A 13,721-nucleotide genomic window follows, 5' to 3' on the forward strand; every position below is an offset into this window, starting at 1 on the left:
GACCGGATTTCGCCAATCAACTCCGACAACCATAGCAGGCGCTATGTCGGTCGAGATTGTGTCGATTCAAGGGCGGTCACAGTCTGGTCACAGCAGGCCGCACGGTCTCCGCCGGGGCAGGGGTCAGCCTGCGGTCTTCTTCTTTGCCGGGGCCTTGCGCTTGCGCGGGGCAGGGGCCGCCGCTGCCTCGGCTTCCTTCGCCTTCAGCTCTTCGGCTTCCTTGGCGATCCGCAATGCCTTCAGCTTCTCGACCTTGGCATTGCGCGCAACGCGTGCAGTTTCCTTGTCCTTGATCATCTGCCGCGCCTTGCGCTCTTCCAGCGCGAGTTTCTCTTCGGCCTTGCTGGGGGTCGAACGCTGCATAGGTGCTTCTCCAGTGACTGGTCGTGAACTCAGTATGGAAACGAAGAAGCCCCCCGTCTGGGGAACCGAGCCTCGGAAACACGCTGGATCAGGATACTGACATTTCTAGCTGACATGACATCATAGTCGCGACGGCACGCGGAAGTAACAAGAATCTCCCACCGGAAACATCCCGGGCGTGTTCGCACTGCATTTGCCTGTTACCATGACGGACGCTGGTCCCGCAGTTGGCCCGGCTTCCGACGGTCCCGCAGACAAGGCGCGTCTCATGGATTCCGCTGACATTCTGTCGACACTGGACATTCGCGACAGGCGCAGCCTGGCATTCGCGAATTACTGGTTCAGCCTGCCCCGGCAGGGGCTGGTGCCGACGCGTCAGGATTTCGATCCCTGCACGCAGGGACCGATCCTTTCCACCTATGTGATCCACGAACTGATCTCTCCGGACTTCATCAGGGTGCACCTGGCCGGAACCGGTGTCCGCGAACAATATGGAACCGAGATCACGGGAACCAACTATCTCGATTTCGTCGAGGACTGGCGCAAGGAGAATGCCTCCCGCTCCCTGTTCGTGATGTGCGAGCAGCCTTGCGGAATCCTGGCACACCTGCGCGCGCGGACATCAGCGGGCAAGCAGATACTCAACGAGTCCATCGGTCTGCCGATGCGGGACAATTCCGGTGCAGTGCGGCTGATCTATTACCAGTCGAACACGATTCACGAGGAAGGCTACCGCGACCCGGAGGAGGACATGCTGATGACGCTCGAGATAGAGAATGAGGTCCACTTCGACATCGGTGCAGGACTGCCGGATTTCCGGCGCCTGACCGCGCCGGAAGTCGCCGGAGGCCAGGATGCGGACAGTTGACTTGTGACCGGCAACCGCGCGGACCCAAAGCAGCAACACGCAGGTCACGAGACCCGGACCGGACGACACCGCGAACCGGATTTCCTCAGCATTTCCGTCGGTCGCCCTGAACCAGGCGACGGAACGACCTAGCAGCCCATCTTCTCAGCCAGATCGATGAAGTCACTGGCGACCCATTCCCAGTCCTGGCTGGGGGGGCGTGGCTTGCCGCCGCTGGTGACAAACTCGTTGCGCCGCTCGACATAGGCTGTCTGCAGGCCGAAGGAGCGGGCGGCGGCCAGATCCTCATTGTGGGCTGCGACCATGCAGCATTCCTCCGGCTTCAGGCCCAGGAAGGCGGCGGAGCGCAGGTAGGCTTCGGCATCCGGCTTGTAGGCCTGCGCCACTTCACCGCCGAGGATCACGTCCCAGTTCAGGCCCGCGCGCCGGGCCATGTTGACCATCAGCGCGATATTGCCGTTGGAGCAGGTGGCCACGATGTGGCGTGACTTCAGGCGGTTCAGGCCACCTGCGGAGTCCCCCCAGGCGTCCAGGCGGTGCCAGACGCGGTTCAGGTCGTCGATCTCGGCCTCTGACAGGCAATCAATGGAGAATTCCACCAGCACGTCGCGCAGGTTCTCCATATGCAGGATGTCGAGCGGCACGAAGCCCCGGTTGCCCTGTCTGATCCGCGCCATGGCCGGCTGGTAGAGTTTCCGCCAGGCGAGCGCGAAGTCATGACCGTTGACCGAAAATCCCTTCTGCTCGCCAATGCGCTCGATCTCGCGCGCCACAGAACTGCGCCAGTCCACGACCGTGCCGAATACGTCGAACAGAAGGGCCCTGGGATGTGACATGTCAGTATCTCCGGCGTCTTTGACCCGTGGGTGTGTTCTGCTACCCTTGGGTAAATCATGAATGTTGGGGAGAGACTATCATGCAATTCGGCGTCTTTTACGAACTGCAACTGCCAAAGCCCTGGAACGAGGGGGACGAGCACAGACTGTTCCAGAACGCGCTGGAACAGGTAGAGCTGGCTGATCGTCTGGGGATCGATTACGCGTGGGCCGTCGAGCATCATTTCCTGGAGGAATACAGCCATTGCGCCTCGCCGGAGGTGTTTCTGGCGGCTGCGGCAGGGCGGACGCAGAACATCCGGATCGGTCACGGCATTCGCCAGGTCATTCCCAACTACAATCACCCTGCCCGCACGGCGGAGGGGATCGCGACGCTGGACCTGGTGTCCAACGGGCGGGCACAGTTCGGCATCGGCGAAGGCGCGACACGCCTGGAACTGCATGGCTTCGGCATCCCGGCGAAGGAGAAGCGCAACATGGCGCTGGAGGCGGCCGAGCAGGTTGCCAACATGATGGTGATGAACCCCTATCCCGGCTACGAGAGCGAGAACTTCTCGGTACCCTGCCGCAACGTGGTGCCGAAGCCGCTGCAGAAGCCGCATCCGCCCATGTGGATGGCCTGCACCAACCGCGACACGATCCGCGTGGCGGCACAACTGGGTGTCGGCGCCCTGGCCTTCAGCTTCCTCGACCCGGAGGAGGCGCAGAGCTGGTCAAAGATCTACTACGACATCATCAAGTCGGAGGAATGTGTCCCCATCGGTCATGCGGTCAACGCCAATATCGCCATGGTCTCGGCCTTCTCGCTGCATCATGACCGCGAAACCGCGATCCGGCAGGGGCAGGAAGGGTTCGAGTTCTTCGGCTTTGCCATGCGCCAGCTCGTGGCCGAGGACGTGAAGCCGGGACGCACGACGATCTGGGAGGATTTCCAGGCCCAGCGCAAGGTGCGTGAAGACGAGATGGTTGCCGCCGCGGCGGGCGAGAATGATGCCGCCCGGTTGCTGCATGCGCCCGGTATCGGCACGCCCGATGACTTCCGTGACCATATCCGGAATTTTGAGGCCGCTGGTGTCGATCAGATCATCCTGCTGCAGCAGGCGGGCCGCAACACGCATGAGCAGATCTGCGCTTCATTGAACCTGTTTGCTGATGAGGTCCTGCCCGAGTTCAAGGCCAGGCAGGCCGAGAAGGAAGCGGCAAAGGCAAAGGAACTCGCGCCGTACATCGAAGCGGCCCTGGCACGGAAGAAGCGGATGCCGGAACTCAGCGACGACGAGATTCCGGTCGTCAAGGCATCGGTCAAGTCGGTTCAGGTCAACCGCGGCGCGGCCGCCTGAGGTCGTGGAGACGAAGCTGTCGTCCGTCAGGGCGGGATCGCTGGAGATTGCCTTTGTGGAGACCGGCCCGGCTGATGGCTGGCCGGTCATCCTCTCGCACGGGTTTCCCTATGGCCCGGAGAGCTATGGCGATGTGACGCCGCTGCTCGCGGCGGAGGGCGCGCGGGTGATCGTGCCGTTCCTGCGTGGATATGGTCCGACGCGGTCCCGTGACCCGGACACGCCCAGGTCAGGCGAGCAGGCGGCACTCGGCGCGGATCTGCGGGCACTGATGGACGCCCTGGAGATCGGACAGGCCGTACTTGGTGGCTACGACTGGGGTGGACGGGCCGGCTGCGTGGTGGCGGCACTCTGGCCGGAGCGGGTGTCGGCGCTGGTTTCCGTGAATGGCTACAACATCCAGAACATCGCGCGCAGCATGGAGCCGGCAGCCGCCGTGGATGAGTACGCCTACTGGTACCAGTACTACTTCCATTCGGAGCGGGGGCGGGCCGGGCTGACCCGGAACCGTCGGGACATATGCCACCTGCTGTGGCGGCTGTGGTCGCCGAAGTGGGCCTTTGACCAGGCGACCTTCGACGCCACGGCGGCGCATTTCGACAATCCGGACTTCGTTGAGGTCGTCATCCATTCCTACCGTCACCGCTACGGTCTCGTCGCGGGCGATCCGGCGGTGGCGGAGATCGAGCGACGGCTGGCGGAGCAGCCGGACATCACCGTCCCGTCCATCACCATCGACGGCGACAGTGACGGGGTGCTGGGCACGGGAGGCACCGCCCACCATGCGCGCAGGTTCACCGGGCCGCATGAACACAGGATCCTAGCCAACATCGGTCACAATGTGCCGCAGGAAGCCCCGGAGGAATTTGCCCGGGCCATTCTCGACGCCAGGGCGCTCAGTTCACCTCGGTGATGAACTGCTCCAGGTCGCCCAGACCGACCTGACGACGCTCATAGGCCAGGCCGAGCTTCTCCGCCGCCAGTTCGGCTGCACGGTCCAGTTCCGCGCTCTGCGTCTGGGCCAGATAGATCACCTTCTCGTAGTTGCCGAAGTACATGTCCCGCAGTTCCGGATGGCGGTCGAGGCCGAGGGACCGGATGACCAGCGTATCGAACTGCCGGACCAGGAAGTCGGTGAGGTAGAAACTGGTCATGTCGTCGTCACCGGCAGCCTCGAAGGCCCTGTTGCCGGAATAGAACGCGTAGCAGTGCGGTCCCGGGATGCGCTCGACACCTTCCTCCGCGCAGACCTTGTCCAGCAGGCCGCCGGTGCCGCAGTCGGCATAGCCGACGACAACGCGGCCATAGTTCCCGCGCGCGGCACGCACGGCTTCGCGCACGGCCTCCGGGATCTTCTCCGGCGTGTTGTGCAGGGTGGCAGGCAGGCAGCGCAGCGCCAGATGCGACAGGCCGTTGCGCCCGATGATGGAGCCGATCTCGCGCGCAAGCGCGCCACAGGCGATGATCAGGGTCCTGTCCTGTGCCTGTTCGCTCAGATCAGGGCCGCACCGCGGTCGTGCTGATCGGGGAGGGCGAGTGGTGTCTGCCATGGTCTTGCTTTCCGGTTCATGAGAAATGGAAGTCAAACCCTGTCGTGCGATGATTGCGTCACCGCTTCCGCGCAGGGACCCAACCGGCCCCTGTCTGTTGCAGTTTCCTGTTCAGGTCATGCCTTTCCGGCCCCGGTCAGGGATGGCAGGCGTGCCCGATGTCTCAGTTGCCGGACGAGAGCTGGTTGTGGCGACGGGCAATCAGTTCCTTCGCCGTCTCGACCGTGACAGCCGCGTCGCGGCAATAGGCGTCCGCGCCGACAGCTTCCGCGAACTCCTCGTTCAGCGGGGCACCGCCGACCATGACGATATAGTCGTCGCGAATGCCCTTTTCCTTCATCGTGTCCACCACGACCTTCATGTAGGGCATGGTGGTGGTCAGCAGGGCGGACATGCCCAGGATCTCGGGCTTGTGCTCCTCCAGCGCGTCGAGATAGTTCTCGACCGGGTTGTTGATGCCCAGATCGATGACCTCGAAGCCGGCGCCTTCCATCATCATGCCGACCAGATTCTTGCCGATGTCGTGGATGTCGCCCTTCACGGTGCCGATCACCATCTTGCCGACCTTCGGCGCGCCGGTTTCCACCAGCAGCGGGCGCAGGATGAACATGCCGGCCTTCATGGCATTGGCGGACAGCAGCACCTCCGGCACGAACAGGATGCCGTCACGGAAGTCGATGCCGACGATCCGCATCCCCTCCACCAGCGCCTGGGTGAGAATGTCGTACGGGGCCCACCCACGCTCCAGCAGGATGTTGACGGCTTCCTCGATCTCTTCCTTCAGACCGTCGTAGAGGTCGTCATGCATCTGCTGGACGAGCTCGGCATCGTCCAGTTCGGACAGGACGACATCATCGTCTTCATCGGCCATGGCAACAGTTCTCCGCACGCAACCACGATATGGGTCAAGCTGTTGGTCAATATGGCGAAGCCGCGCCTGATCCGGTGTGTCGATTACGACAGGATGCGTCGTTCTTTGCGACGCGGGTCACGCACCGAACGATCGTGGCTGTTCCCGGCGCGGCGGCGCAGTGACGCGAACTGGCAAGCCACCCGTGCGCGCTGTCTATACTCAGGATGAACGGATGGGGTGGCCCATTCAGTCTGTTTCCTTGAATCGGGGGGTTTTCGGCCATGGCAACTGACAGCAGCAACGACGACGCAGCCGTTACGGCCGATGGCGCTGAGAGCACGGGGCGCAGGCGCGGTCGACGTGGTGGCGGCGCCGAGAACCGGCGCGAGGGCCGTCGTGGCGGTGGCATGGAGAAGCAGCGCTTCATCACGCGCAAGCTGAAGCCGTTCGAGGTTCTGACCGACGAGGGGCTGGAACTGATCGAATACAATGCCGAGACGGTGCTGGAGGAGATCGGCATCGAATTCCGCGACGACCCGGAGGCGCTGCAGATGTGGCGCGATGCCGGTGCCGATGTGGACGGAGAGCGGGTGCGGTTTCCACGCGGTCTCTGCCGCAAGCTGATCGAGACGGCTCCGGCGACCTTCACCCAGCATGCCCGCAACAGCGAGCGCAATGTGGAGATCGGTGGCAACAACACGGTCTTCGCCCCGGTCTATGGGCCGCCGTTCGTGCGCGATCTGGACGGCAAGCGGCGCTACGCGACCATTGAGGATTTCCGGACCATCGTGAAGCTGGCCTACATGGCGCCGTCGATGCATCACTCCGGCGGGACAGTCTGCGAGCCGGTGGACGTGCCGGTGAACAAGCGTCACCTGGACATGATCTACAGCCACATCCGCTATTCCGACAAGGCCTTCATGGGCTCCGTCACCCACCCGGACCGGGCGGCGGACACGGTGGAAATGGCGCAGATGCTGTTCGGCGCCGATTTCGTCGACCAGAACTGCGTGCTGGTGTCGCTGATCAACGCCAACTCGCCGATGGTCTTCGACGACACAATGCTGGGGGCGCTGAAGACCTACGCCCGCGCCAATCAGGCCTGCATCGTGACGCCGTTCATCCTGTCCGGCGCGATGGCCCCTGTGACACCGGCCGGTGTTCTGACCCAGACCCTGGCCGAGGCGCTGGCCGGCATGGCCTTCACGCAGCTCTGCCGCCCCGGTGCCCCGGTGATCTTCGGCAGCTTTGCCAGCTCCATGTCGATGCAGTCCGGCGCGCCCACCTTCGGGACCCCGGAACCGGCCCTGATCCTCTACGGCGCGGCGCAGCTCGCGCGGCGTATCGGGGTGCCCTTCCGTTCCGGTGGTGCACTCTGCGGTTCCAAGGTGATGGATGCGCAGGCGGCCTACGAAAGCCAGGCGACGCTGATCCCGACCGTCATGGGCGGTGTCAACTTCGCACTGCACAGCGCGGGCTGGCTGGAGGGCGGGCTGGTCTCCTCGTTCGAGAAGTTCGTGCTCGACTGCGACCAGCTTGCCATGATGCAGCGCTTCGCGGACGGGATCGACCTGTCACCGAACGGGCAGGCCATGGACGCGATCCGGGAGGTTGGTCCCGGCGCGCATTACCTCGGCTGCGCCCATACGCAGGCCAATTTCAAGTCGGCATTCTACCTGTCGCCGCTGACCGACAACAATTCCTACGAGCAATGGGCGGCGGAGGGCGAGCGTCGGCTGGAGGACCGCGGCCGTGACCTGGTCCGCAAGTGGCTCGACGCCTATGAGGCACCGGCGCTGGATCCCTCGATCGACGAGGCGCTGAACGACTTCATCCGCCGCAAGAAGGATTCGATGCCCGACGCCTTTGCCTGAAAGGACAGTGACCGGACGGCGATGACGCTGGGGGACAGGTATTACAGCCGCGCCCTGGCCGAGGCGTTCGGGTTCAGGACAGGCTGACAGGAGAGCCGTTCACCCGGTTGATAGAAAAAAACTATCAAAACTGCGCACATGTTCGATGGATGTTCCGGTTTTCCTTGATTCACGGGGGCTATGGGCCAATATCATTCCCAGTACGAATTCAACTCACAGGGAGTTTGTCAAAAATGGCAACCAATGCTGACCAGCGCTATGGCGCAACGGCCAGTGGCGCTCAGGCCGCCGAACTAGACCAGGGCCTGCGCAAGTACATGCTCGGCGTCTACAACTACATGGCGTCGGGGCTCCTCGTCAGTGGCGTCGTGGCGCTGCTGGTGTCCAGTTCGCCGTCGATGATGCAGGCGATCTTCGGCTCCGGCCTCGGCATCGTCGTCATGCTGGCTCCGATCGGCATCCTTCTGGTGATGTCCTTCGCCCAGAACAAGCTCAGCACCCCGGTGATGCAGGCGCTCTACTGGCTGATGGTGGCGATGTTCGGCGTTTCGATGTCGACGATATTCATCGCCTATACCGATGCTTCGGTCGTGCGCGTGTTCATGATCACCGCAGCCTCCTTCGCCGGTCTCAGCCTGTTCGGCTATACCACCAAGAAGAACCTGTCCGGCATGGGCAGCTTCCTGATGATGGGCCTGATCGGCCTGATCATCGCCTCCGTCGTGAACATCTTCATGGAATCCTCCATGATGCAGATGGTCATTTCGATGGTCGGTGTGCTGATCTTCGCGGGCCTGACCGCCTTCGATACGCAGCGGATCAAGTCGACCTACATCCAGCACCGGATGGAAGGCGATGTGGCTGTCCGCTCCGCGATCTTCGATGCGGTGGCGCTGTACTTGAACTTCGTCAACCTGTTCATGATGCTGATGCATCTGCTGGGCGACCGCGAATAGGCTTCGCGACTGCCAGTCTGATCGGGAAAGGCCCGGTGGTTCGCCACCGGGCCTTTTCATTTGTAGAATGCACGACGGATTCGAACCGGGGGAGGGGAACACCCATGCGCATCGTCATTGCCATGATGAAACACGAGACCAACACCTTCTCGCCCGTGGTGACCGACTGGGCACGCTTCACCGGCTGGGGCAGCTTTCTGGGGGACGAGGCGCTGGCGGCCTATGACGGCACCGGGATGCCGTTTGCCGCCTATCTGGACCTGGCGCGGGCGCGTGGCGCGGAGATCGTGACCCCGGTGGCGGCGGAGGCGATGCCGTCGGGCAAGGTGCAGCGGGACGCCTACGAGCTGATGGCCGGGGCAATCGTTGATGCGGTGGCGGACGGCTGCGATGCCGTGATGCTGGACCTGCACGGTGCGATGGTGGCGGAGCATACCTTCGATGGGGAGGGGGAGTTGCTGCGCCGCATCCGTGCCGTGGCCCCGGACGTGCCCATCGCGGTCACCTGCGACCTGCACTGCAACCTGACCGATGCCATGGTCGACAATTGCGACGCCCTGATCGGCTACAAGACCTACCCGCATGTGGACATGCATGAGATGGGGCAGCAGATCGGTGACGTGCTGCTGCGGATGCTGGATGGAGAGGTCACGCCGGTCATGCGCTGGGGCAACCTGCCACTGCTGTCGCAGACCCTGATGCAGGGCACCGACGATGAGCCGATGAAGAGCCTGATCGCCATGGCCCGGGCGGCGGAGCAGCGCCCCGGCGTGCTGGCCGCGACGGTCTTCGGCGGTTTCGCGCTGGCTGACATGCCGGACGCGGGGACTTCGGTCGTCATCGTGACAGACAACGATCTGGCGCTGGCGGAACAGGTGCGCGACGAGATCATGGCCGCCGCATGGGCCGAGCGCGAAGCCTTCATCTATCCGCATCGGCCACTGGAAGAGGCGGTAAGCGAGGCGAAGGAACTGACGGACGGGCCGGTGATCCTGCTCGACCACGCCGACAATGTGGGCTCTGGCGGTACACAGGACGTGATGACCGTGATCGCGGAGGTGCTGCGTCAGGGGCTGCAGGATGTGGCCGTTGCCGCCGTATGTGATCCGGAGGCCGTGAAACGGATGCAGGCGGCGGGTGTCGGATCGACCATCACCCTGACCCTGGGCGGGCGCACCGACATGCCCGCCATCGACCGGGCGGGCGCGCCGCTGGAACTGACCGGCAAGGTGCGCACCCTGACCGATGGTGAATGGGTCTGTCGCGGGCCGATGTACACGGGTGTCACCGTGCGCATGGGACCGACGGCGGTGCTGGAGACCGGCGGCATGCAGATCGTGGTCGTGTCACAGCATCACGAGCCGTGGGATACCGGCGTCTTCACCTCCGTCGGCATCGACCCGCTGCACAAGCGCTATCTGCTGCTGAAATCCCGCATTCACTATCGCGCCGGATTCGCGCCGCTTGCCAAGGCGACCCTGACGCTGGACGGCGTGGGGGTCACCACTTCCGACAACAGCCTGCTGAACTACGAGAACGTCCGCAGGCCGGTCTACCCGCTGGACCTGATCAACGAACGCTGAAGCGGTCGGCCTATCCGATCTGCTGCGATCCGACGACCAGCGACGCGGCGGCGATCAGGGTGATCGGCCAGCGCAGTTTCGGGTACCAGCGGGGCAGCAGGTCGTGGCGCACCATCAGGTGATCGACCGCCGCCCAGATCACCAGGCAGGCGGCGAGCGACAGCATCCGGTTGACCGGGGGCTGGAACAGGATCAGCCAGGCGGCGATGCTCGGTGCCATGGCGATGATCAGGCGCAGGGACACCCGCCGCTGCTGTGTATCGGCCAGGGCGAAGCCCCAGGTGGTGCCGCCCAGGAACGACAGGATGATCGCGCCATAGACGGGCAGGGAATAGATCGCCCAGCCCTTCCAGCCGCCCTCCGCGAACTCGATGGCCACCACGCCGCCGACGAAGGGAATCAGGCCGAGGACCGACAGCAGCAGCGGCAGTGGCGGAATGCCTGCCATCAGTCGCTCTCGCCGCGCTCGTACAGGCATTCCCGGCCCAGCCGCTCCAGGCAGGCTTCCGCCGACCAGGGCAGCATCAGCGCGCCGCAGCGGCTGTCGCGATAGAGCCGCTCCAGCGGGAACCTCTTCATGATGGAGGTGCCGCCACAGGTGCGGATCGCCAGACGACAGATGTCGTTCACCGTCTCCATGATGGTGTAGTTGGCGACATAGGCCCGCATCCGGGCGTCCTTCGACGGGTTGAAGCGGGCATCCGTCGCGGCCTCCAGGAACAGCGCGCGCATCTGCTCCAGCTTGATGCGGATCTCCGCTACCGCGAACTGCTTGATCGGGCTGCCACGTTTCACGCCCTTCGCCCCCTCCACCTCGCCCCGCAGGAAGGCCACCACGAAGTCATAGGCGGCCTGGGCGATGCCCATGTAGGCCGGGGTCAGGGTCAGGAACATGTGCGGCCACTGGATCGCGGCCTTGTAGTAGACACCGCGCGGCATGATCTGATGCGCGTCGGGCACGAAGACCCCGTCGATGTCCAGGCTCTTCGAGACCGTGCCGCGCATGCCGAGCGTGTCCCATTCGCCGACGACCGAGAACCCTTCCGCATCGCCCGGCACGGCGAGCATGATGGTGTCCTTCGGGTCGAGGTCGCTGCCCTCGCGTTCCTCAGTGCAGAGCACCGAGTAATGCGTCGCGGCCCCGGCGAGGGAGGCGAAATGTTTCTTTCCCGTGACGACATAGCCGCCGTCGACCTTCCGCGCCGTGGTGCCGAAGGGGGCCTTGCCGGTCGCCGCCTGGGTATGGGGCTCGGAAAAGGGCTGGGCGAAGATCGCCTTCTCATGCAGCACCAGATCATACAGCGCGGCCCGGCGCTCCTGATGTCCGCGCCGCTCTTCGTCCGTCATCGGCAGGTCGTCGGCCAGAGGCCCGGACCAGAGCATGGAGCAGGAATGCATGTTCAGCGTCAGCGCGGTCGCACCGCAGTGGCGACCGATCTCGGATGCGACAAGGAAATAGGTCCGGTAGTCGGCCCCCAGGCCGCCGTACTGGCTGGGGATGCAGAGCGCCAGCAGCCCGGCGTCGCGCATGTCGGCATAATTCTCGTGCGGGAAGCGGGCATCGCGGTCGATCTCCGGTGCCCGCGAGGCGAAGGTCGGACCAAGTTCCGTGGCAAGCCCGACCAGTTCACGCTGCCGGTCGGTAAGATCGAAGTCGGCCCACATGCTCATGTCGGAAGTCCCTCCATGAAACCGCTGATCAGGCGGCAGGTCTCCTCCGGTGCTTCCAGATTCGCGATGTGGCCCGCACCGCCGATGACGTGGAAGCGGCTGCCCGGAATGCGCGCCGCCATGCGCTCCATGACCGTGGCAGGGGCTGTCGTATCCTCTTCCCCCGCAATCAGACAGGTCGGCACGGCGATCTGCTTCACCGCGTCCCGCCGGTCGAAGGTGACGAGGCAGTTCAGCGCCTGGCGATAGGTCTCGGGGCTGATCATGCTCATGGATTCCGTCAGGGCCCGACCAACCTCCGGCCCGGCGTTGGGGCCGACCATGCCCGCCACCAGCGCGGGCGCGATATCGGCGGGGGTTTTGCCCTCATCCATCGGCTTCAGGCGCGCGGCGAGGAACTTCTGCTGGAAATCGCCCCCCGGCTTGCCGAAGGCGGCGCTGGTGCACATCAGGATCGCGGCACGCACCCTTTCCGGATGCAGGGCAAGGAATTCCTGCGCCACATACCCCCCCATGGACAGGCCGCAGATCACCGCCCTTTCGAGTCCTAGATGATCCATAAGTCGCGCAAGTGCGTCGGCCAGCGCGGGAAAGGTCATATCCGGCAGGGCCGGGGAATCGGCGTAACCCGGCGCGTTCCAGGCAATGCAGCGGTAGCGCGAGGACAGGATGTCGATCTGCGGCTGCCAGTTCCCGGCATTGCCGCCGATGCCATGCAGGAAGATGATGGCCGGTCCCGACCCGCTATCCGTGAAGGTTGGAACGGTGCTCATGCAAGCTCACCCTGCAGCACGCCGTTCTCCACCACCACCGTACCGTCCAGGCTGATGGTATGTCCCCGCATCGGCAGGTCGAAGTGGCCGAGCGTGTGGCGGCCCGCAACCTCGTTGGCGCCGGTCGAATAGAGGAAGTTCCCGGCGAAGGCGCGCAGTTCCGTGCCATTGACCTGGCTGCGGTCATAGGCGGTCAGGGAGTCCCAGCGGGCCGCGGGGTTCATGCCCCATCCCACATGGCTGACGGCATAGGCCTCCCGGTCGCCCCAGGCCGCGATGTAGCTGTCGAACAGGGCGGCATCGACGCCATCGCCGGAGATGTCGGTGATGTAGTCGTTCTCGATCGTCAGGCGGATCGGGCGGTCGATGTAGCGCTTGAACGTCAGGTTCACGTCGCCGGTGTTCATGACGATGGTGCCGTTGACGCAGCCAGGTGCGGGGAAGCAGAGGCACAGGCCGCCGGGCCAGTGGGTGATGGTGCCCGCGCGCTTGCTGAAGCCCCAGCCACCGCCTGCCGGCGCCTTCTCCACATCGACTGTCAGGTCCGTGCCGGCAGCCGAGGTCACGCGCATCTGCTTCGCGTCACGCAGCATCCTGATGCCGGTCTTCACCTTGGCTTCCAGTTCCGGTGTCGGTGTCAGGCGTTCCAGCAGTTCCGGATGTTCGTTGGAAACCATGAGAACCCGTGCGCCGCCCTTCAGGATCGCCGGCAGCTCCCGTGCATGCAGCAGCCCCTCCACCGTGCAGTCGGCGACGAAACCGGAAGCGCCCAGCGCGCCGATGACCGGTTCCAGCCCGCGAATCGCATCCGATGCACCGGTCGAGCGTACCGGGGCCGGGGCCGTCTGGCGGGGGGAGGGCAGGACGACATGAAAGACCTCCGCCCCCATCCGCTGCAGCGCCAGTTCCGCCAGATCCACATTCACCTTCCGGCTCTGGCTCTCGGAGAGGATGGCGCAGACCTCGCCCGGCTTCACCTCGCAGAGGCGGAAGGTCTCGGCAAAGGCGTCGATCCACCTGGCTTCGATGCGTTCACGCAGCATGGCTTCTCTCC

General features: G+C 64.4%; 14 protein-coding genes. 6 read left to right on the forward strand and 8 right to left on the reverse strand.

Features of this window, described 5'->3' with window-relative positions; genetic code table 11:
- Positions 1-123 precede the first annotated feature (123 nt).
- Positions 124-363 (reverse strand): hypothetical protein, encoded by a 240-nt coding sequence (locus QGV55_RS05745; RefSeq protein ID WP_281017812.1) that lies wholly within the window; start codon positions 361-363, stop codon positions 124-126.
- Between the two features lie 268 nt (positions 364-631).
- Between QGV55_RS05745 and QGV55_RS05750 the strand changes: the two genes are divergently transcribed.
- Positions 632-1,231 carry a PAS domain-containing protein gene (locus tag QGV55_RS05750; RefSeq protein ID WP_281017811.1) on the forward strand — a complete coding sequence of 200 codons (600 nt, stop codon included), beginning with the start codon at positions 632-634 and terminating at the stop codon, positions 1,229-1,231.
- Positions 1,232-1,359: 128 nt separating this feature from the next.
- On the opposite strand, the gene QGV55_RS05755 is transcribed toward QGV55_RS05750, so the two are convergent.
- Positions 1,360-2,067 carry a haloacid dehalogenase type II gene (locus tag QGV55_RS05755; RefSeq protein WP_281017810.1) on the reverse strand — a complete coding sequence of 236 codons (708 nt, stop codon included), beginning with the start codon at positions 2,065-2,067 and terminating at the stop codon, positions 1,360-1,362.
- 80 nt (positions 2,068-2,147) lie between these two features.
- Here QGV55_RS05755 and QGV55_RS05760 point away from each other — a divergent pair, with 80 nt between their 5' ends.
- Together QGV55_RS05760 and QGV55_RS05765 are read left to right on the forward strand one after the other, a co-directional pair.
- The gene (locus QGV55_RS05760; RefSeq protein ID WP_281017809.1) at positions 2,148-3,407 is read left to right on the forward strand and encodes an LLM class flavin-dependent oxidoreductase; all 1,260 of its coding nucleotides are present in this window, start codon (positions 2,148-2,150) and stop codon (positions 3,405-3,407) included.
- A gap of 4 nt (positions 3,408-3,411) precedes the next feature.
- The gene (locus QGV55_RS05765; RefSeq protein ID WP_281017808.1) at positions 3,412-4,320 is read left to right on the forward strand and encodes an alpha/beta hydrolase; all 909 of its coding nucleotides are present in this window, start codon (positions 3,412-3,414) and stop codon (positions 4,318-4,320) included.
- Here the strand turns inward: QGV55_RS05765 and QGV55_RS05770 are convergent.
- On the reverse strand, positions 4,304-4,957 hold the full coding sequence (locus tag QGV55_RS05770; protein ID WP_281017807.1) for a DUF1638 domain-containing protein: 654 nt from the start codon (positions 4,955-4,957) through the stop codon (positions 4,304-4,306). The two genes, QGV55_RS05765 and QGV55_RS05770, sit on opposite strands and share 17 nt — an antisense overlap.
- A 163-nt stretch (positions 4,958-5,120) precedes the next feature.
- Positions 5,121-5,828, reverse strand: a complete 708-nt coding sequence (locus QGV55_RS05775) for a B12-binding domain-containing protein (protein WP_281017806.1) — start codon at positions 5,826-5,828, stop codon at positions 5,121-5,123.
- Between the two features lie 263 nt (positions 5,829-6,091).
- Here QGV55_RS05775 and QGV55_RS05780 point away from each other — a divergent pair, with 263 nt between their 5' ends.
- The 3 genes from QGV55_RS05780 to QGV55_RS05790 all read left to right on the forward strand — a co-directional run bounded on the left by QGV55_RS05780 (position 6,092) and on the right by QGV55_RS05790 (position 10,223).
- The gene (locus QGV55_RS05780; protein WP_281017805.1) at positions 6,092-7,684 is read left to right on the forward strand and encodes a trimethylamine methyltransferase family protein; all 1,593 of its coding nucleotides are present in this window, start codon (positions 6,092-6,094) and stop codon (positions 7,682-7,684) included.
- 233 nt (positions 7,685-7,917) lie between these two features.
- Positions 7,918-8,640 (forward strand): Bax inhibitor-1/YccA family protein, encoded by a 723-nt coding sequence (locus QGV55_RS05785; protein WP_281017804.1) that lies wholly within the window; start codon positions 7,918-7,920, stop codon positions 8,638-8,640.
- A gap of 104 nt (positions 8,641-8,744) precedes the next feature.
- The gene (locus QGV55_RS05790; protein ID WP_281017803.1) at positions 8,745-10,223 is read left to right on the forward strand and encodes a M81 family metallopeptidase; all 1,479 of its coding nucleotides are present in this window, start codon (positions 8,745-8,747) and stop codon (positions 10,221-10,223) included.
- 10 nt (positions 10,224-10,233) lie between these two features.
- Here the strand turns inward: QGV55_RS05790 and QGV55_RS05795 are convergent, their stop codons facing one another.
- From QGV55_RS05795 to QGV55_RS05810, 4 genes are read right to left on the reverse strand one after another with little or no spacing between them, the layout of a single operon-like run.
- Positions 10,234-10,671 (reverse strand): DUF3429 domain-containing protein, encoded by a 438-nt coding sequence (locus tag QGV55_RS05795; RefSeq protein WP_281017802.1) that lies wholly within the window; start codon positions 10,669-10,671, stop codon positions 10,234-10,236.
- Positions 10,671-11,894: an acyl-CoA dehydrogenase family protein gene (locus QGV55_RS05800; RefSeq protein WP_281017801.1), complete on the reverse strand. Its 1,224-nt coding sequence runs from the start codon at positions 11,892-11,894 to the stop codon at positions 10,671-10,673. The genes QGV55_RS05795 and QGV55_RS05800 overlap by 1 nt, the downstream gene beginning before the upstream one ends.
- Positions 11,891-12,667 (reverse strand): alpha/beta fold hydrolase, encoded by a 777-nt coding sequence (locus tag QGV55_RS05805; protein ID WP_281017800.1) that lies wholly within the window; start codon positions 12,665-12,667, stop codon positions 11,891-11,893. The genes QGV55_RS05800 and QGV55_RS05805 overlap by 4 nt, the downstream gene beginning before the upstream one ends.
- Complete coding sequence (locus tag QGV55_RS05810; protein WP_281017799.1) at positions 12,664-13,710, reverse strand: hypothetical protein; 1,047 nt, start codon at positions 13,708-13,710, stop codon at positions 12,664-12,666. The genes QGV55_RS05805 and QGV55_RS05810 overlap by 4 nt, the downstream gene beginning before the upstream one ends.
- Between the last annotated feature and the right edge of the window lie 11 nt (positions 13,711-13,721).

The organism is Minwuia sp. IMCC3009 (assembly GCF_029909415.1).
Classification (GTDB): domain Bacteria; phylum Pseudomonadota; class Alphaproteobacteria; order Minwuiales; family Minwuiaceae; genus Minwuia.